The following is a 19,067-nucleotide window of genomic DNA, read 5'->3' on the forward strand; positions in this document are numbered from 1 at the left end:
TCTGAGAGAGGGTTTTTTAGATTTTTGGTTTTTCGTGAACAGGATATAGGGGGAGAAAGTCCATGGCCAAATATACTGGTCCTGTATGTCGGTTATGTCGGCGTGAAGGCGTGAAATTGTTTTTGAAAGGGACCAGGTGTATGACTGAAAAATGCGCAATTGAGCGCCGAAGTTATCCACCTGGACAGCATGGGCAGTCACGGCGAGGCCGTGCGACGGAATATGGCACTCAGCTTAGGGAAAAACAAAAGCTTCGTCGTGTGTATGGTATGCAGGAACGACAATTTCTCAATACCTACCATCGAGCTGTTAGGCGTAAGGGGATCACCGGCGAGCATTTGTTGAGCCTGCTTGAGCGAAGACTTGATAATGTGGTGTATCGACTAGGGTTTGCCGCATCACGTGGTCAAGCCAGGCAGTTGGTGAATCACGGTCATGTGATGTTGAATGGACGAAAAGTCACGATTGCCTCCGTGACTGTGAATGTTGGGGATATTATCGAAATCAGGGAGAAAAGTCGTCAGCTTGTCCCGGTCCAAGCCGCCCTGGAAATTTCTAGTGGACGAGGAGTGCCGAATTGGTTAGAGATGGAGCGGAATTTATTAAAGGGTACCGTCCAAGCCATTCCCACTAAACAGGACATTGATGTATTGGTCAATGAACAGATTGTAGTGGAGCTGTATTCACGGTAAATTGTCCTGCCGGAGATAGAGCGGATGTTGCGAATGGATCACATACATGGCCTTGGGACCAAGAAAGGGAGACGCGATCCTTATGATAAATAGCATGAAGGATTTCCAAATACCCACGAAGCTGGAATTGGAAAAGGACACTGCTTCACCTACTTACGGCAAGTTTACGGCAGAACCATTTGAGCGAGGTTTTGGAACCACCATGGGGAATTCCCTCAGGCGGGTCTTGCTCTCTTCGCTTCCTGGGGCAGCAGTCACCTCCGTAAAGATTGAGGGAGTATATCATGAGTTTTCGACCATTCCGGGTGTAACCGAGGATGTCACGATTCTCATATTGAACATTAAGGCGTTACGGTTGCGTTTACATTCTGATAAGGCTAAGGCGATACGATTGAAAAAAAATGGGCCTGGCGAAGTGTTAGCCGCAGATTTATCCGTAGACCCGGACGTGGTAGTTTTGAATCCAGATTTTCATATTGCCACTTTGGATAAAGATGGGATGTTAGATATTGAACTCATTGTGAAGCCAGGACGTGGGTATGTTCCTGCGGAACGGAATAAAGAAGAAGGCTTGCCCATAGGAGTCATTCCGGTGGACTCTGTTTTTTCTCCCATTAAACGGGTTAATTTCAGTGTGGAAAGTGCTCGGGTTGGTCGAATCACGGATTACGATAAACTGATTCTTGAAGTATGGACGGATGGAAGCATATCTCCGCAGGAAGCTGTTACCTCAGCAGCAGGAATTCTTCGCAACCATCTTGATATTTGCCTGCCATCTGAAGAGAGGGGGGAGCCAACTCAAGAAGAGGGTGGAGATGAGAGCAAGATGTTGATTAATCAACATTTGTTTCGAAGTGTGAATGAATTAGAGCTGTCGGTCCGCGCTGCAAATTGCCTGAAAAATGCGAACATTAAATCTATAGGTGATTTGGTTCATAAAAGCGAAAATGAAATGTTGAAGACCAAAAACTTTGGGAAAAAATCATTAAATGAAATTAAAGAGGTCTTAGCAGAAATGGGGTTGACCTTAGGAACCAAAGTGAGTGAAGTAACAGAATCCCAAACCTGAACTTTTTTCAAAGGACGTGTATTGTGCGTCATCGAAAACGCGGAAGACAATTAGGACGAAACAGTAAACATAGGTTGGCTTTATTTAGAAATTTGGTGACATCTCTCATGGAACATGAGCGAATTGAAACCACGGAGGCCAAAGCGAAAGAATTACGTGGGATCACCGATAAGCTGATTACCCTTGGGAAGCAAGGAACCCTTCAAGCGAGAAGAGGAGCTTTGCGTGTGTTGCGGACCAAAGAAACGGTTCAAAAACTTTTTGATGACGTTGCCAAGCGTTTTCCCGAGCGGAACGGTGGATATACAAGGATTATAAAAACTCGTCAACGCCCAGGGGATGCTGCAAAACTGGTAGCTATTGAATTGGTCGAAAAAGCAAATGAATTTGAAAAGGTGGTAGTTTCCCCCACGGCCAGTTAGAAATGCATAGAGCGTAGTCTTTTAAATTTATAATCCTCACTGCTCCTGTTTCTCCAGCATAGTTTCTTCTCTCCTCCTTCAATATTTCACAGGGTTAAGGTCTTTTATTTACTTGACCTGGACCCTGTGCTATTCTTTTTTATGGGTCTTTTACCCTAAGGGTGGTGTTTCGACCGAGCAGGAATAAATGCAATTTTATGGTACGAGGGCCATTTTAACTCTGCTTGTTTTAGGTATGACCGTATTTATCGGAATTCGTGTGGTGAACCACATGCAAACACGAAGCCAAGAAACAACTTCCGTAACTTTAGATGAACAGCAAGGAGCGGATGCTTGGATTCAGGGATTTAATTACCGCCAAACTCGATCTGGATCCACAAAATGGGTAGTAAATGCTGATCAAGCGAAGGTCTTTGATAAAGACCATGTAGCCAAGTTGGAATCGGTTCAAGTCCACCTTTTTGACGGAGAGTTCCAGAAGGAACAATTGAAAATTACCTCTGAAAAAGGCGTAATGAATACATCCAGCAATGACTTTGAGTTAGTAAGCAAAAATGAGAAAACTGTTATGACCTTTGAGGCTGGGTATCAAGTGTTTTCAGATAAATTGATCTGGAACGAAGGAGCACGGCAGTTACACACTCCGGATCAAGTGCTTATCAAAGGGGATGGATTAACCATCACCGGAACTGGATTAGAGGGAGACGTGGATAAGCAGGAGTTTCATTTGCTCAAGAATGTTCGTGCTGAGTTGGTGTCGCCATAAGAGTTTCATTGCCGATCTCATGTGGTTGGTTGATATTTGCGATAATTTTGGTTCATATTCCCAATGTGGGAATGGCAGAAGAGCCAAAAGTTTCTACGGTCATTACTTCTAATACGATGACGGCCAGCAGCGAAAAAAACCTGGCCATCTTTCAAGGATCAGTCAAAATGGTCCAAGGCGAACTGGTGGTGCATTCTGATGTGATGATCGTGTATTTCAAAGAAAAGGCACCTTTAAATCCCTCTTCCGCCACAGCTTCAGGAGCCAAATCAGAATCTGGGAATGAAATTAGTTATATTGAAGCGAAAGGGAAAGTTCGAATTGAAAAAGGGGAGAGTCGAGCTACTAGCCAACATGCTTTGTATTACAAAGCAGAAGAAAAGGTTATCTTGACGGGTTCTCCAGTAGCCTGGCAGTCGGGAACAAGAATTAGTGGTCCAAAGATGACCATGTTTTTAAAAGAAAACCGGAGTATGGTAGAAGGTGGAACCCGGGTAATTATTGATGGATCCGAGCAAAATTAGAATTTGCAGGCTTTTAATCCGACTGCCATCATTCTTGGTGTATTCATCGTGTTCCCATAAAACTGAATTTTTGATTGTGATTGACATGGGTAGACCAACCCGATCATGGTTTGATCGTATATTCTGTGACGTGATGGTAAGGCATCCTCCGGTCGGGCCACGGTTTTTCTTTGAAATTGAGATCCGTATGATTGAATTAAGGAATGCAAATGCCTGAAGCACGGGGGCAATCTCTTCATAGAATTTCTGCCAATGATTTAAAAAAGAGCTATAAAGGTCGTCAGGTCGTTAGGGGCGTCAGTTTGGAATTGTTAGGAGGAGAGGTTGTTGGGCTTCTCGGTCCCAATGGTGCTGGTAAGACCACAATCTTTGATATGGTGGTGGGGCTTTGTCAACCTGACCAAGGGAAAATATTTCTCAATAACGATGAGATTACTGCACTGCCCATGTACAAGCGGGCAAGGCGGGGAATTGGATATTTACCACAAGAAGCTTCAATTTTTCGAAGGCTATCGGTTGAGGATAATGTATTGGCGGTCTTAGAGACATTGGATCTCCCTGCGTCTGGCCGAAAAGAGAGATTAAATGAATTGTTAGAGGAGTTGGATTTGACTCGGCTTCGTACGCATGGATCCTATACTCTTTCAGGTGGAGAGCGTCGACGTTTGGAGATTACGCGAGCGTTAGCTACCAACCCAAAATTCTTACTCCTGGATGAGCCTTTTGCCGGGATTGATCCAATTGCTGTGGGGGATATTCAAGATATTTTAACCAGTTTAAAAAGGAAAAATATCGGCATCCTGATTACCGACCACAATGTTCAGGATACGCTTTCCATTACTGATCGAGCCTATATAATAAGCGAAGGAGCGATTTTAGAAAGTGGTCCACCTGATGTCATTGTGAATAGTCCAAAAGCCAGGGCTGTCTACTTGGGCGAACGCTTCAAAATGTTCCAATAACGAGGAAGTGGGTTTCTGCAATGGATCTTCGGTTAGACCTTCGGTTATCTCAAAAGTTGGTGATGACTCCCCAACTGCAACAAGCGATTAAGTTGTTGCAACTCTCTCGTTTAGAGCTTCAGCAAGTGCTGGCTCAACACTTAGTAGAAAATCCCCTCTTAGAAGATTTGGCCCTGGAAGCCCAGGATGAAGAAACTTCAGTGGGAGAAGAGCCGGCGGGCCAGGTGAAAGAGCCTGATGCCGAAAGTGAGGCTTCAGGTGAGGTCACGGAGGTTCAGCCAACCATCAAGGAGGGCGAGCCGTTGTCCTCCGAAGAGTGGGACAATATTTTGGGGAACGATTGGCGGCCTGCTCAGCGGGATGAGGCCTACTCGGGAGATGAAGAATTTCCTTCATATGAACAAACTCTCACCAAACCGACTTCTCTTGAGGAGCATCTGGATTGGCAGCTTCGTCTCTCATCTCTTGCAGGGGATGATCGAGATATTGGCAGAATGATAATTGGAAATTTGGATGAAGACGGGTATATGCGCGTACCTGTTCCCGAATTAGCTGAAGACGCCAAATGCTCTGTTGAGCATGTTGAGGGGGTGCTCCGTCAGATTCAGCAGTTTGATCCTCCAGGTGTTGCGGCTCGGGATTTAGCAGAATGTTTATTGATCCAACTGGATCATCTACAACATGATGAGACTGAACTAACCTCTCATCTGCAAGCAGCGGTGCCCATGCATGTGGTGGCTGCTATCTTGAAAGATCATTTAGTCGATCTTCAGAAAAAACGGTATCAGTCTGTAGCTAAAACATTGAGTGTGACTCTGGATGAAGTCTATGAAGCTGTTCGGGTGATAGAGAGTCTAGAACCGAAACCAGGTCGCCCCTATTTTTCGGATAGCAACTCAATTATTATTCCAGATGTCTACGTCGTGAAGTATGAAGGGGAGTGGGTCGTGCTGTTAAATGATGATGGTCTCCCTCGATTGAGAATTAGTCCATACTATCGACGACTCCTTTCCCACTCTGGAGAAGATGCTGGGAACACGAAAAACTATCTTGAGGAGAAATTGAAGGGCGCACAATGGATTATTAGGAGTATTGATCAACGGAACAAAACGATTGTGAAAGTCGTGAAAAGCCTGGTGAAGTTTCAAGAAGCCTTTTTGGAAAAAGGGATTCAGTATCTTCGGCCATTAGTCTTAAAACAGGTGGCCGAAGATGTGGGTATGCATGAGTCAACAATTAGCCGGGTGACGACCAATAAATATTTGCATTGTCCTCAGGGAATCCTTGAATTGAAATTCTTTTTTAATGCAGGGATTCAGCGGGCTGACAACCGTGGAGAGGATATGTCCTCCGTGACAGTTCGTGAGATGATTCGGGAGATGGTGGCACAAGAAGATGTAGCCAATCCGTTGAAAGATCAGGAGATCGTCTCCAGGCTCCGTCATAAAAATATCCTGATTGCTCGTCGAACTGTAGCGAAATATCGGGCTGAATTACATATTGCTTCTGCTAGTCAACGAAAACGAATTCCCACATAATTTTTAACAGCGAACTTCAGGCCTCCGACACAATAGTGAATATTGCAGATAACTGATCTCATTGCGTCGGAGGTTTCTGTTAGTCTGGTTCAAATGAGTCGGTTCATGCACGATGATTGTGGAAGAGTAATGATGCCGAGTGAGTCACCTCAAGCTTCTCTGAAAAACGATCCGTTGCCTCTTCAACTGATGATGGTGACGGGGACGTCGGGATCTGGCAAGACCCAAGCCCTGAAGTGCTTAGAGGATCTAGGCTTTTTCTGTGTGGATAATCTTCCACCGGCCTTATTTCAAAAATTCACTGAATTGTGTATTCAACCCGACAAAGATGTGCGGAAGGTGGCCCTGGGGATTGATATTCGTGAACGGGCTTTTTTCGAGGATTTATTGAGCAATCTCGAAGCCTTGCAAAGTGATGGCTGTCACGTTGAATTGCTTTTTTTAGAGGCACATGATGATATTTTAGTCAGGCGTTTTTCTGAATCTCGGCGTCCGCATCCATTACTTCCACATCGGCCGATTATTGAGGGTATTCAATTAGAGCGTGAACGCTTACAAAGTCTTCGGGCTAGAGCCCATCGCGTGCTGGATACGTCAGAATTCTCCGTCCACGACCTCAAAGCCTGGATCATTAAACATTATCGGGAGCGGGGTGAAGGGCAAGTCCTGAAAATTAGTCTCATGAGTTTTGGCTATAAATTCGGAGTGCCCTTCGATGTGGATATGGTGTTTGATGTACGATTTCTTCGCAATCCTCATTTCGTGCCTGACCTTCAGCCCTTAACAGGGGAGCATGGCGATATTCAACGTTTTGTCCTAGACACGAGAGAGGCGAAAGTCTTTCTTGAGCATTTAAAAGAATTGTTTGCTTTTTTGTTGCCATTGTTCGAAAGGGAACAACGGAGTTACGTCACCGTTGCTTTCGGGTGTACGGGTGGACGACATCGTTCGGTGGCGATCGTCCTACGCATGAAAGATACGTTGAAGATATTGGGGTATGACGTCACGATTCACCATCGAGAAATATCGAAAGAGGGGAATCCAGGCTAATTTCCCTTCGTCCTGGAGTAGACTTTTCGTCAGAATCAGTTCCCACATTCCAGAATTTTCTGCTTCTAAAGCCCATTTTATTGTTGGGTCTTTTACCTCAATCAACGGTTTTCACCTCTCATTCAGCATGCCTGGAAGTAATGGAGCCATTCCGAAGAGAAGGGGAATGCGATTGGCATACCTGGCAAACTATGAGGAGTGTCTCCAAGTGTTACAACCAACCGAATCTAGGTAAAAACACGGCATCATATTTGGGGATGGCCTTTACAGAGAAAATCAAGATACAACCTCAATTGAGGTCAAGGGACATTTGGCAAATTTCGTTGGACTGAAAAAGATGAACACAATTTGGAGAGGTATCGCAGAAAGGGTCAGCGGGTATTCGTGGAAAAACCAGAATGTTACAGGCGTGGATGTGGGGTCTCGATTGTTGAAGGCAGTGGCCCTACAGCCGGGAAATGGCTGTCCTATCTTACAGGGTGTTGTGATCGAAGCCCTTGCCTCTAGATCTAATCTCGATTCCCAATCTGATCTTGAGCAGGACCGACATCTCGTCCAAGTTCTTCGGAAACAGTTATCCCCTTCTCCTCATACTGTGGGGATTACGGTTTCGAGTCCTCACGTATTGTTGAAAAGACTGACGTTTCCCAATATGTCGGAAAATGATCTTCGGGAGCACCTGGCTTTGGAGCTTGACCGGTATATTCCTCTTGATGTTCAAGGTGCCGTGTGGGACGTGTATCGGCACAACGTCCCAGGAGGCTTGGACAATGGAAAGGATCAAGCTCTTCTAGTTGTGGCGAAAAAAGAATTCATTGAGAAACGAATGCGACAATTTCAACAGCAGGGGATGAGTGTCAGTTTTGTCGATGTGGATGCTTTCTCACTTGTGAATATGGTTGCCTATAACTATGGCCACGAAGGTACGTGGCTGATCGTTCATCTTGGACCAACCGGCATCCTTTCGGTGGTAATGGAAGAAGGTCAGCCTATACATTTGCACCAAGTATCCTACGAGGCCGATTGGTATGGAGACTTGCTTGACGGGGTGCAATCGGCCTCTGAAACGTCTGGTCATGGCTATAAAATAGGAGCCTCGGAATCTTTACTCCTCGAGCAATTTTTTAAGGAGACGGTCGAGCAGGTCATTGAAACTGTCAAGGATGTTTCGGAAATAACTGACAATGAAGTGGTGCGGGGCGTGTTCTTGTCAGGGGGGTATTCGGCGCTGGAAGGACTTGAATCAAGACTCGCTGATTCATTGGCCGTGTCCGTAACCCCGGTCAACCCCTTCAAAAAGATCGCGGTCCCTCAGGACATCCAACAGGATTGTCGATTTCAGAAAGCCTTGCCGTTATTTGGTGTTGCCGTTGGAGCGGCATTGCGTGGGTTAGGCCCTCATGATCGAAATTAATTTAGCCCGCCAACTTCAGCGTCACGTGAGTCCTCATGAGTCTTCCTGGCTGGTTTGTTTGTTGGTGGGTGTGGTGGTTTTCATGGGTTTTGGGGTGGCGAGTTGGTGGTGGACGAATTCTTTGCAAGAACAGGTTGATGCCTTGCTTCAAGAAAAAATAGTCAAAATGCAGGCTGTAGTTCGGATAAAGGAAAAACTTCATAGTGTGGAAAGTTATAATGAGCAAAAAACGCTTCTTATGACTTCCGTTGAGCGGCTTAGTGACCAGGAGAAAGAAAAGGCTTGGCCGGTTGCATTGCTGGATGGGGTCAGTCGAAATGTCGGGGAGCTTGATATCTGGTTGGAGCGGATACAACTGGAATCACGAGTGGTGGAATTGCACGGACAATCGTTGGCCCTGGAAGATATTGGGAAATTCATGGAGGCATTAGAGAATGATCAGATCATCATGAGTCTGCCTGCGGTGGAAATTCTCGAGCGCCCAGGAGGAGAATCAGAAGCCTTTTCCTTTTTGATTCGTTTTGTATGGGATCAGCAGGTGACCACATGATGGCGCAGTGGAAGACACTATCGATCTGGCATCGATTTGGTCTTCTGGTGGGAGTGATGCTTGTCTGTCTGTTGGGTATCCACCTCGTTATGTGGCAGGCAATGAGTCTCTCGCTTGAGGAGTTACAACGAGAAGTCGCTCGTCTAGATCAGGAGGGCCATGGTCTCCTCCAGAAGGCAGATTCACTGAAAGCCATTGAAAGAGATATCAACGCTTTACGTGAAAATTTGGCCGCTCGAGTTCACCAACTTCCTGAGCATGTTGAATCAAAAGTCTTTCGAAGGGATGTCATGGGAATTGCGAAGCGAAGGAGTGTGACGGTTCGGGTGTGGAAGCCCGAAGGTCCTTTGACGGGACTCCAGCATGCTGAAGCTTCGATTCAGATTGCTGTGAGAGTAGAGGGGAATTTCCAAGGAACCGTGCAATTTTTGAATGACTTGCGCCAGCTTGCATGGGTTGAAAGTATTCCTTCCATTGTTATGGCCGGAAGGTCAGAGAACGAAGATTCATCTCTCCTCATCACGAATCTGGTGATGCACGGGTTATCCCCCTTGGGTATTGAACATGTCCAGCAGCTGCTTAAAACATAATCGAACCAATCAATGCCTGGTGGGGTTGCGATATCACGGTGTCATGTTCATGTGGGATACGGTCTCGACGATGGCTGTATATTTGAGGCGGTGCGCGAGCTACTCGGTCTGTCTTTGGGTTGGGTTGATTGTTATTGGGTTAATCGGGGAGGCTCCAGCGAAAGGGCCATCCTCATTGCCTTCTCGTCCAAGCAGGCTAGCAAGAACCAGCGTAGGTCAGGATAATGCCCGACACCCTGAAGTGAACCGTCGAGACCCTTTCAAAAGGGTACCGAAGCGCCAGCTAACTCCCAAGGTTTCGACCAAACCACATCAGGAACCGAGAATTGTTCCCCTGGTAGATAATCCAGGCTGGAGACTTCTCGGGGTGCTACATGGTCAAGAAGGCCATCAGGCGGTCATTCAGATATCTCCAACGGAGCGAGTTCTGGTACAACCGGGGGCTGAACTTGCTCGATCAGGATGGACGATTAAGACCATCAGTGAGGAGGAAGTGCTGCTTGAGCACCCCTCTTCAGCCTCCACAGTGAGGGGGGCTTCCCCGACAAGAACCTTCATTCTCTCCTTCCCCACCATTCAATAATCACCATGAATATTTTTGTTGAGAAAGCGTGAAAAAACCTTCATAATCCATACTCTCGAAGTCCAGGTGAGGACTCGTCGACCCGTGCGCGTGCGTCGAGAGGGGTTATTAAGCGTTCAACAATACCCGTCTCCCAAGCTCGAAGCTACATGCTTTGTCCCTATGGGAATGGCTAAGAGGGAACATGCCACTGGCATGAGTGTTTAATCCGGCCAAAAGGAATGAAATGTTGAGATATTTAAATGCGGGGGAATCCCATGGGAGAGGTCTCATGGCGGTGGTGGAAGGAGTTCCATCCGGTTTGCCGGTCATAGCCGAAGAAATTAATGCAGATTTGATCCGTCGGCAAGGCGGATATGGTCGTGGCGGCCGGATGCGCATTGAAAAGGACCGGATTGAATTTATTTGTGGAGTGCGAAAAGGGAAAACTTTGGGAAATCCCTTAGGGCTGTTGATCTGGAATAAAGACTGGGAAAACTGGAAAGACATCATGGCGGCAGAACCTGGTCCCCCTTCTACCGAACGCGTGGTGACTCGTCCACGACCGGGCCATGCAGATTTGGTTGGAGCCATCAAGTATGGGCATCGGGATATCCGTAATGTGCTGGAAAAGGCCAGTGCCAGAGAAACAGCCATCAGAGTGGCCATTGGTGGGGTGGCGAAGTCGTTGCTCGCCCAGTTTGATATGCGGGTGGTGAGTTATACCATGGACATTGGAGGAGTTGCGGCTCCTAGCCCAAATGACCCGTTGATGGCATATGAACATGCAGAACAATCTGACGTACGATGCCATGACCCGGAGACGGCAAAAAAAATGATTGAACAGATTCGGGCAGCCAAGCATAAAGGGGACTCCTTGGGAGGCATTTTTGAAGTCGTGGTCACGAACGTTCCGATCGGGCTGGGGACTTATGCTCAGTGGGATCGGCGACTGAGTGCTCGCTTGGCATTTGCTGCGATGAGTATTCAAGCGATGAAGGGGGTCGAAATTGGAATGGGCTTTGAGTCGGCCCGCCGTTTTGGCTCTGAAGTTCACGACGATATTTACTTTGATAAAGCCACAGGACAATTTATCAGAAAGTCGAACAATGCTGGAGGGTTAGAAGGCGGCATTACCAATGGGCAACCGATTGTCCTGCGAGTGGCCATGAAACCCATCGCGACTCTCTACACTCCCAAAGACAGTGTGGATATCGAAACCAAAGAACCGTTTGAGGCCACAGTGGAGCGTTCGGATATTTGTACGGTTCCGGCTGCCGGTGTTGTTGGAGAAGCGGTGATTGCATATGAAATGGCTAATGCCCTTATTGAAAAATTTGGCGGAGATACGTTGGATGAAATGAAAAAAAACTTTGAGGCTTATCAAGAGTATGTCCGCACGTTTTAGGTATTCTGCTCTGAGCTCCTATCGTGCCAGGTTTTTTTCGTTGCTTGTAATGAGACCGTTTTGTGGTGACTTCCGCTAAATGAAGATCTCTGAACCCTCGAATCACGTTCCGGTATCTTTAGGAGACCGGAGTTACCAGGTTCTTATCCAACCCCATATTCTGCCCCAGATTGGCCGTGTGCTTCAGGATGTTGGATTATCCGGGCAAGTTGCCATTGTGACCAATTCAATCGTTAATGAACTCTACGGTCGGGTCGTTCTCCGGTCCTTAAAGCGGTGCGGGTTTTCTCCATTTTTTGTGGTGATTCCCGATGGAGAAAAAGCCAAATCCATGTATTGGCTGTCAAGAATACTGGATGAACTGGTCACGCAACGACTTGAACGCCAGGAAGTGGTGTTGGCATTAGGTGGGGGGGTCGTGGGAGATGTGGCAGGGTTTGCGGCCTCTGTCTACCTACGCGGTGTTCCCTTTGTTCAAGTGCCGACGACATTGGTGGCTCAGGTAGATTCGAGCGTGGGTGGAAAAACAGGGGTCAACCATCCAATTGGAAAAAATTTGATCGGCGCGTTTTATCAGCCACGTGTCGTTGTCGTTGATCCGCAGGCGTTGCAATCTCTTCCGAGACGTGAATGGGTCGCAGGATTAGCGGAGGTGATTAAGTATGGCATGATTGCCGATCAGAAATTTTTTGAATATTTAGAGCAACACGTTGATGGCTTACGAGAACAAGCAGAGGATGTGATCCCTGCAGTCATTCGGCGGTGTTGTGAAATTAAAGCCGAAGTAGTGGGTGGAGATGAACGAGAATCGGGGCGCCGCCGAATTTTGAATTATGGCCATACCGTAGGCCATGCACTGGAAACCTGGGGACGCTATAAAACATGGATTCATGGAGAGGCCGTGGGAATTGGCATGGTGCAGGAAGCCGCAATGGCGCAATTTTTAGGGATGTGTACTAAGGAGCTTGTTGAGCGGCAACGCGACTTGATTCAGGATGTCGGGTTGCCCATTGCTATGCCCTCAATGACATTTATGGATCTCTGGGGGGCCATGCAACACGACAAAAAGGTTGTAAAGGGTCAAATCAATTGCGTGGTACCCACCAGAATCGGTGAGGTCCAGGTCGTTCCCCTTGTTCGACATCGTATTCGTCAATGGTTCACTGCCAGTCAGTCCTCCCGTGTGAAACGATTGAAGCCTGCTCCAGAGGCATTGAGCCGTCCACGTCTATCCAGGAAAAAATAACATGGCTCCGGCCCGTCCTTCGACCATAGAAGACCTGAAGCACCTCGTTCGGGAACGGAGCCGTGAAGTGCAGATTCTTCACCGAATCAGCGAATCCATTAGTAGTACTTTGGAGCTGGAAACGGTATTAAAGCAAATCGTGGAGGTAGTTGTTGAAGTGACGAAGGGGGATGCATGTCTGTTGTATTTGATCTCTGAAACAACAGACGAGCTTATTCTGCGTGCATCAAAAAATCCTCATCCCCGGCTCATCGGACGGATATCAATTGGTCTGGGCGAAGGGATAACCGGATGGGTGGCACGAGAAAAAGTTCCAGTGGTGATTTCCCGCAATGCCAGTGATGATGCCAGATTTAAGTTTTTTCACCGTCTGCCGGAAGATCGCTTTCAGGCGTTTGTGTCAGTTCCCATTACAAGTAAGGGGAAAATGGTTGGAGTCATCAATGTTCAGCATAAGCGGCCAAAGCGGTATGCCGAAGAAACGTTAGCTCTCTTACTGACCATTGCGAATCAGGTCGGCGGAGCCATTGCCAATGCTAGATTGTACGATGATATGCGGCAAAAAGCACGTCGACTTGAAACCCTTTCCCAAGTATCGGAAACGGTGGCGTCTAGTCGACTGATAGAGGATGTGCTGCAATTAATTGTGACCATGACCGCTCAGCTGATGAATTCAAAGATCTGCTCGATCATGCTTGTCGACCAGGCTTCGGGGGAACTTCGGATTGCTGCCACTCAAAGCCTGAGTGATGCGTACCGGCGGAAGCCACCGTTGAAGGTTGGGCAGAGCATGAGTGGTCGGGCTGTGCAGGATCACCATCCGGTGTATGTCTCGGATGTGAAGGCAGAAGACGGATATTTTTATCGGGATTTGGCGAAACAGGAAGGATTGCATTCCTTATTATCCATTCCCATGCTCATGAAAGAAATTCCGATTGGGGTGATAAATGTATACACTTCCAGTTATCATGCGTTTTCAGATGAAGAGGTTACCACGCTTCAAGCCATTGCGAATCAATCCGCCGTCGCCATAGAGCACACTCGGCTTATGGAGAAGTCGTTTGAGATGCAGGAGGCCCTGGAAGTGCGAAAATTGGTAGAGCGTGCTAAGGGATTTTTAATGGCATCGAGGGGATTGTCAGAGCCTGAAGCGTTTCGTCTTATGCAACGACAAAGCATGAATCTTCGAAAATCCATGAGAGAAATTGCGGATGCGATTATCCTCGCGGAGGAACTACAACGGGCAACTCAATAGGTATCCCTAGGACGATTCATCATGGACATAGGAATTTGAGGAGAGGTTCTTTGAACGGATTCTTCATCGCTTGTGTAATACGCTGAAGGGCGACAACGAGGTCTTCCTGTATATTTTAGCTCAAAGGACAATGGCGTCCTCGGTTCCGCTGGGACAGAGGACGTTTTTTTTATCATGATGCTTCGATTAGCGATGGTGCAGATGAATGCGGTCGTTGGGGATCTAGAGGGGAATACGCGCACTATTTGCAGATGGATTCGCGAGGCCAGGAAGGCCAAAGCCGATGTGGTTGTCTTCCCGGAATTGGCGGTGTGTGGATATCCTCCAGAAGATCTTCTCCTCATGCCGCAGTTTCTCTTTGATATTAGTCGGATGCGGGACCGCATTGCCAAAGTCACGACAGGAATTATGGCAGTAGTGGGAAGTGTGATGGAATCTGATCGTCCTGCTCAACATCCCATCCGGGACTCCGGGCATGATCGAAGGAAACCCTTGAATGCTGCGTGGGTTTTGGTTAATGGGCAGGTGAAAAAATCCTATGCCAAATGCAAGCTTCCCAATTATGGGGTATTTGATGAAGAGCGGTATTTTCAACCGGGACAAACCAGTCAGGTCTATTGCCTTGGCCCGTTACGAATTGGAATCAATATTTGTGAGGATATATGGTTTGCCGATGGTCCCATCAGCCGGCAAGCAGTGTATGGCGGCGCTCATCTGGTCCTAAACATCAATGCCTCCCCTTATCACGTCGGGAAAACCCAAAATCGTGAACGGATGTTAGCAGTTCGGGCGAAAGCTAACGATGTTATGGTCAGTTATACCAATATGGTCGGAGGACAGGATGAATTGGTCTTTGATGGGAATAGTCTCGTCATGGATTCCACCGGTCTGGTGCTTGCGAGGGCAAAGCCCTTTGAAGAAGATCTCTTGCTTACCGACCTCGAGATTCCGTCAAAACGAAAGGGGCTTGAAAAAGCATCTGGAGTTGATGGCGATGGTGTTCGGATTCCGATGATTCGCGTAGGTTGGACACCGACCTGGCCGAAGTCTGGAGCTCCAGGCGTCCTAAGGCTTACACCGGTAATCGGTGAGTTAGAGGAAATATACCGGGCACTCGTGCTGGGAGTGAGGGATTATGTGAGGAAGAATGCCTTCTCAAAGGTTCTTGTCGGGATCAGCGGAGGGATTGATTCGGCTTTGACTGCCGTGATTGCCCGAGATGCTTTAGGCGAGTGCAACGTGATGGGTGTCATGATGCCATCCCCCTATACGTCTAGGGAAAGTCGAGAGGATGCTCGCCGGTTAGGAAAAAAATTAGGAATCGACGTGCGGCATCTTTCGATTTCGAGCGTGTTCAAGGGTTTTCTTCGGGTGTTGGGCAAATCCTTTCAGGGCTGTCAGGCTGATACGACGGAAGAAAATCTGCAAGCCCGCATCCGAGGAACCCTGCTGATGGCTCTTTCCAATAAGTTCGGATATTTAGTGCTGACCACAGGAAATAAAAGCGAAATGAGTGTGGGCTATGCCACGCTGTATGGGGATATGGCCGGTGGGTTTGCCGTCATCAAAGACATTCCCAAAACCAAGGTGTATCAGCTTACTCGATGGCGAAGTGAGTATAGGGGCTCTGATTTTGAGCGAGTGATTATTCCCGAAAGAATTCAGGTGCGTGCTCCTTCGGCTGAGTTGAGGGCCGACCAGACAGATCAGGATACCCTCCCTCCCTATCCGGTATTAGATGGCATCTTACAAGCCTATGTTGAGGACAATGAGTCAATGGGGAGGATTGTGAAGATGGGCTATGATTCCCATGTGGTTCGAACGGTCATGGGGATGGTAGATCGCAGCGAATACAAACGTCGACAAGCGCCAGTGGGCATTAAAATTACTTCGAGAGCGTTAGGAAAAGATAGACGAATGCCGATTACGAACCGATATGTTTCGGGGCTTTGACCTGAATGCGTGACAAGATCAGTATTGCCGGGAGTCGCCCTCGATGAGTGAAGCCGACTTTTCTTTAACTCCTACCGGTTTAAGGGAACACAAGGACTCCTCCCTGGGGCTCCACGTTCTCCAGGAACAGCGGGAGGTTCTTCGGCAACGATTAATTGAAGGGGCGATGGGCAGTGAGATCACCCAGGCTTTTTCGGATTTCATGGACGCTTTACTGATCGCGCGGTTTCGTGAGGTCATTCAGCAGGGCAATGCAGGTGTGCGCGCTGGTTGGCAGCAGTGTTGTTTAGTGGCCATGGGGGGATATGGGCGGCGGGAGTTAGCTCCATATTCCGACATCGATGTCATGATTCTCACCCAGGGCAATCAAGGAGAAGTCGCTGAGGCACTTTCTACCGGAGTTTTTCACCGGCTTTGGGATCTTGGTTTTCAAGTTGGGCATAGTGTGCGGTCCCTCGCAGAATGCCTGACGATCGCAGAGGCCGACCTTGCTGCCTGTACCTCACTGATGGAATCACGATTTCTTATTGGCAGTGCTCCAGTGTTTCAGGAATTTCAAGGAAAATTCGCACGTCGGATCATCAAGAAACAAGCGCAACGGTTTGTTCTAGATAAAATCCAAGAGCGCGAGCGAGAATATGCCAAATTTGGTGAGACAGTCTTTATGCTCGAACCGAATATTAAAAAAAGTAAGGGTGGGCTTCGAGATTTGCATTTGCTCCAATGGGTTGGCCAGGCTCGATATGGGGCGGGGACGATTCAGGAACTCTCGAATCGGGGAAACATTGCTATTCAGGATTATCAGGTGTTGCAAGAAGCACAGGAATTTCTTTGGCGAGTCCGGTGTTTTTTACATTTTGAAGCGGGACGGGCTCAAGATATTCTCACGTTCGACGATCAGGTCCGGCTCTCTGCGCTTTGGGGGTTTGTGGATCACCCTCATTTGTTAGCCGTTGAGCAATTTATGCAAGTGTATTTCCGTCATACCACCGGATTGTTTGACCGTGGGCGGCGGTTTCTTGATCAAGCCAGGGAGGGAACCTGGCTGGACCGGGTTCGGCGATGGTGGCCTCCCCCCTTAATCGAGGGGCATTTCCGTATTCTAGAAAATCGGTTGACCATTCAGACCGATAAATTACTTGAGGTGATGGAGAGCCCCATGTTGCTTCTTAGGTTATTTATGGTCTCTCATCGTCAGGCAGTCCCCATCGATTCGTGCATTCTCAATGAATTGTCCCAGCACATGGGAACCCTACCCAATGAACGGTTTCATACCAAATCGGTGAGTGGGCTTTTTCGAGACATTCTGTCAAATCCTGGTCGGATAGCTCAAACTCTTGAGGCCATGCATCAGGCCGGTCTACTGGAAAAATTAGTGCCGGCTTTCTCTCGAGTACGTGGCCTCATGCAGTTCAATCAATATCATAAATACACGGTTGATGAGCACAGTCTGCTCGCAGTGAGGGAAGCGGAGCGGCTCAAAAATCATCAAGGAATAATAGGAGAAGTCTACCGGAACATCCCAGATAAAGACATCTTGCATTTGGCACTGTTGCTTCATGATTTAGGCAAAGGGCGTCCCGGGGATCATAGTGAAGTCGGCCAGGAGATTGCCCACTTAACGGCTGATCGGTTGGATTTATCTGAGAAGGAACGGCAGGCTCTCGCATTCCTGGTTCGCCACCACCTGCAGATGTCTCATACGGCTTTTCGTCGGGACCTGAACGATTCCAAAACGATTGTCACATTTGCCCGAATAGTGAAAACCGTCGGGATCCTTCAGAAGCTGTTTATTCTAACTATTGCAGATATATCAGCGGTGGGACCTGGGGTGATGACGAAATGGAAGGAGTCCCTGTTAGGCGAACTGTATTCCCTGACCTACGCAGAACTGACCGGGAATACAGGTCCATCTTATTTCGGAAATGAGAGCGAAAATGCTTCGCTCGAAGTACGGGACGAACTTATCGGGATTTTAAAGGCATATCGAGGTGAAGGATATTCGCCTGAACTCGACTGGTCGGAATGGGTAAATGCCAAACTTCAACAACTTCCCGGTCGGTATGTTCAGTCGACACCGGTTGACCAAATGGCTGCGTATCTCTTAGCCATTCATTCGCTACTGGTAAAGCCGACCCATGTGGAGGCCAGGTTCAATCAAACGTTAGGCGTGTCGGAATACGTGCTAATCACGCGGGAACAGACAAAGCCAGGAATTTTCATGCAAGTAGCTGGAGTATTAGCCGCCATGGGATTGCAGGTATTGGAAGCGCAAATTATGACACTCCAGGATGGCACGGTGTGGGATGTGTTTTCGGTCTACGATTCTGATTATGAAGGACCGCCATCTGCCGGTCGCCTAGAGGAGGTGGCACAGGAGATTCAACAGGTCGTGGAGGGAAGGCAATCAGTGCACCAAATGGTTGAACGACGACGACGCATGGCCTTTGGCCGGCCCTTTCCAACTGGCCGGCATCCCACGGAAGTCCATATTGATCAGAGGGTTTCCGATGCTTTTACGGTGATTGACGTTTTTGCCGATGACAAGCAAGGGTTGCTTTTTGTGATTGCCAAAACGCTGGTTGAATTGGATCTCTCAATTCATATGGCTAGGATCGGGACCAGGTTGGATCAGGTGGCTGATGTGTTTTATGTGACCAATGCCCAGGGAGAAAAAAATATTTCCGATGAAGACTGTGACCGAATTCAACATACTCTTCACGTTGCTGTTGATCAATTTCTGGATGAATAATTTAGGTCGTTCTTGCGTACATGCACCATCTTCCGCCGTGGTGAGTGATGGAAGAGGGCATTTTGGATATGAACTAGGGCTTTTCAGCCAAAAACCAGCCTTTGGCCATTAAGCAGTGCCCCACTTCATCTTCAGAAAGTTTAAATACACGGGAGAGTATTTCGGTAATTCCCTGATCGTCAGGGTTGGATATAAATGATTGGCGGCACTGCTTGACATCCTCCTCAAATTCATCTGGTCGGGCATCAGATTTAGCCCAAAATAGTTGAGGTGTGCATCCAATGGTAAGGAGGAGGAATCCGGAAAGCATTCCC

The 19,067-nt window shown here is 47.8% G+C and carries 18 protein-coding genes; 17 read left to right on the plus strand and 1 reads right to left on the minus strand.

The window, feature by feature from the left end:
* The first annotated feature begins 62 nt into the window (after nt 1-62).
* The 17 genes from rpsD to glnD all read left to right on the plus strand — a co-directional run bounded on the left by rpsD (nt 63) and on the right by glnD (nt 18,753).
* Nucleotides 63-692 carry a 30S ribosomal protein S4 gene (gene rpsD / locus AAH187_RS01445; RefSeq protein ID WP_342346638.1) on the plus strand — a complete coding sequence of 210 codons (630 nt, stop codon included), beginning with the start codon at nt 63-65 and terminating at the stop codon, nt 690-692.
* 94 nt (nt 693-786) lie between these two features.
* Nucleotides 787-1,761, plus strand: coding sequence for a DNA-directed RNA polymerase subunit alpha (locus AAH187_RS01450; protein ID WP_342346639.1), 975 nt, complete (start codon nt 787-789; stop codon nt 1,759-1,761).
* Between the two features lie 23 nt (nt 1,762-1,784).
* Nucleotides 1,785-2,183, plus strand: coding sequence for a 50S ribosomal protein L17 (gene rplQ, locus AAH187_RS01455; protein WP_342346640.1), 399 nt, complete (start codon nt 1,785-1,787; stop codon nt 2,181-2,183).
* Between the two features lie 187 nt (nt 2,184-2,370).
* Nucleotides 2,371-2,949 carry an LPS export ABC transporter periplasmic protein LptC gene (gene lptC / locus AAH187_RS01460; RefSeq protein WP_342346641.1) on the plus strand — a complete coding sequence of 193 codons (579 nt, stop codon included), beginning with the start codon at nt 2,371-2,373 and terminating at the stop codon, nt 2,947-2,949.
* 71 nt (nt 2,950-3,020) lie between these two features.
* On the plus strand, nt 3,021-3,473 hold the full coding sequence (locus AAH187_RS01465) for an LptA/OstA family protein (protein WP_342346642.1): 453 nt from the start codon (nt 3,021-3,023) through the stop codon (nt 3,471-3,473).
* A 209-nt stretch (nt 3,474-3,682) separates the two neighbouring features.
* Entirely contained in the window at nt 3,683-4,435 is a 753-nt protein-coding gene (gene lptB / locus AAH187_RS01470) for an LPS export ABC transporter ATP-binding protein (protein WP_342346643.1), read from the plus strand.
* A 20-nt stretch (nt 4,436-4,455) separates the two neighbouring features.
* On the plus strand, nt 4,456-5,973 hold the full coding sequence (rpoN, locus tag AAH187_RS01475; RefSeq protein WP_342346644.1) for an RNA polymerase factor sigma-54: 1,518 nt from the start codon (nt 4,456-4,458) through the stop codon (nt 5,971-5,973).
* 129 nt (nt 5,974-6,102) lie between these two features.
* A complete protein-coding gene (gene rapZ, locus AAH187_RS01480) occupies nt 6,103-7,023 on the plus strand; it encodes an RNase adapter RapZ (RefSeq protein ID WP_342346645.1) in 921 nt (306 codons plus the stop codon).
* Nucleotides 7,024-7,360: 337 nt separating this feature from the next.
* On the plus strand, nt 7,361-8,437 hold the full coding sequence (gene pilM, locus AAH187_RS01485) for a pilus assembly protein PilM (RefSeq protein ID WP_342346646.1): 1,077 nt from the start codon (nt 7,361-7,363) through the stop codon (nt 8,435-8,437).
* Entirely contained in the window at nt 8,424-8,987 is a 564-nt protein-coding gene (locus tag AAH187_RS01490; protein ID WP_342346647.1) for a PilN domain-containing protein, read from the plus strand. Before pilM ends, AAH187_RS01490 begins: the two co-directional genes overlap by 14 nt.
* Nucleotides 8,984-9,577 (plus strand): type 4a pilus biogenesis protein PilO, encoded by a 594-nt coding sequence (gene pilO, locus AAH187_RS01495; RefSeq protein ID WP_342346648.1) that lies wholly within the window; start codon nt 8,984-8,986, stop codon nt 9,575-9,577. Before AAH187_RS01490 ends, pilO begins: the two co-directional genes overlap by 4 nt.
* Nucleotides 9,578-9,944: 367 nt before the next feature.
* Nucleotides 9,945-10,160 (plus strand): hypothetical protein, encoded by a 216-nt coding sequence (locus tag AAH187_RS01500; RefSeq protein WP_342346649.1) that lies wholly within the window; start codon nt 9,945-9,947, stop codon nt 10,158-10,160.
* Between the two features lie 226 nt (nt 10,161-10,386).
* Nucleotides 10,387-11,547: a chorismate synthase gene (aroC, locus tag AAH187_RS01505; protein ID WP_342346650.1), complete on the plus strand. Its 1,161-nt coding sequence runs from the start codon at nt 10,387-10,389 to the stop codon at nt 11,545-11,547.
* 79 nt (nt 11,548-11,626) lie between these two features.
* Nucleotides 11,627-12,793: a 3-dehydroquinate synthase gene (gene aroB / locus AAH187_RS01510; RefSeq protein WP_342346651.1), complete on the plus strand. Its 1,167-nt coding sequence runs from the start codon at nt 11,627-11,629 to the stop codon at nt 12,791-12,793.
* A 1-nt stretch (nt 12,794) separates the two neighbouring features.
* Nucleotides 12,795-14,048: a GAF domain-containing protein gene (locus AAH187_RS01515; protein WP_342346652.1), complete on the plus strand. Its 1,254-nt coding sequence runs from the start codon at nt 12,795-12,797 to the stop codon at nt 14,046-14,048.
* A gap of 174 nt (nt 14,049-14,222) precedes the next feature.
* Nucleotides 14,223-16,001, plus strand: coding sequence for an NAD+ synthase (locus tag AAH187_RS01520; RefSeq protein WP_342346653.1), 1,779 nt, complete (start codon nt 14,223-14,225; stop codon nt 15,999-16,001).
* Nucleotides 16,002-16,044: 43 nt separating this feature from the next.
* Nucleotides 16,045-18,753, plus strand: coding sequence for a [protein-PII] uridylyltransferase (gene glnD, locus AAH187_RS01525; RefSeq protein WP_342346654.1), 2,709 nt, complete (start codon nt 16,045-16,047; stop codon nt 18,751-18,753).
* A 73-nt stretch (nt 18,754-18,826) separates the two neighbouring features.
* Here glnD and AAH187_RS01530 read toward each other — a convergent pair.
* Nucleotides 18,827-19,067 (minus strand): hypothetical protein (locus AAH187_RS01530; RefSeq protein WP_342346655.1); only part of this gene is annotated, 241 nt, incomplete at its 5' end.

Origin of the sequence: uncultured Nitrospira sp. (genome assembly GCA_902500695.1) — a bacterium.
Classification (GTDB): domain Bacteria; phylum Nitrospirota; class Nitrospiria; order Nitrospirales; family UBA8639; genus Nitrospira_E.

Bases quoted from the DNA above. Each gene is read 5' to 3' on its own strand.
- rpoN (WP_342346644.1), top strand. From the start codon at position 4,456: ATGGATCTTCGGTTAGACCTTCGGTTATCTCAAAAGTTGGTGATGACT.
- glnD (WP_342346654.1), top strand. From the start codon at position 16,045: ATGAGTGAAGCCGACTTTTCTTTAACTCCTACCGGTTTAAGGGAACAC.
- aroB (WP_342346651.1), top strand. From the start codon at position 11,627: ATGAAGATCTCTGAACCCTCGAATCACGTTCCGGTATCTTTAGGAGAC.
- pilO (WP_342346648.1), top strand. From the start codon at position 8,984: ATGATGGCGCAGTGGAAGACACTATCGATCTGGCATCGATTTGGTCTT.
- lptB (WP_342346643.1), top strand. From the start codon at position 3,683: ATGCCTGAAGCACGGGGGCAATCTCTTCATAGAATTTCTGCCAATGAT.
- AAH187_RS01515 (WP_342346652.1), top strand. From the start codon at position 12,795: ATGGCTCCGGCCCGTCCTTCGACCATAGAAGACCTGAAGCACCTCGTT.
- rpsD (WP_342346638.1), top strand. From the start codon at position 63: ATGGCCAAATATACTGGTCCTGTATGTCGGTTATGTCGGCGTGAAGGC.
- AAH187_RS01450 (WP_342346639.1), top strand. From the start codon at position 787: ATGAAGGATTTCCAAATACCCACGAAGCTGGAATTGGAAAAGGACACT.
- AAH187_RS01465 (WP_342346642.1), top strand. From the start codon at position 3,021: ATGGCAGAAGAGCCAAAAGTTTCTACGGTCATTACTTCTAATACGATG.
- AAH187_RS01490 (WP_342346647.1), top strand. From the start codon at position 8,424: ATGATCGAAATTAATTTAGCCCGCCAACTTCAGCGTCACGTGAGTCCT.
- rapZ (WP_342346645.1), top strand. From the start codon at position 6,103: ATGATGCCGAGTGAGTCACCTCAAGCTTCTCTGAAAAACGATCCGTTG.
- aroC (WP_342346650.1), top strand. From the start codon at position 10,387: ATGTTGAGATATTTAAATGCGGGGGAATCCCATGGGAGAGGTCTCATG.
- AAH187_RS01520 (WP_342346653.1), top strand. From the start codon at position 14,223: ATGATGCTTCGATTAGCGATGGTGCAGATGAATGCGGTCGTTGGGGAT.
- pilM (WP_342346646.1), top strand. From the start codon at position 7,361: ATGAACACAATTTGGAGAGGTATCGCAGAAAGGGTCAGCGGGTATTCG.
- lptC (WP_342346641.1), top strand. From the start codon at position 2,371: ATGCAATTTTATGGTACGAGGGCCATTTTAACTCTGCTTGTTTTAGGT.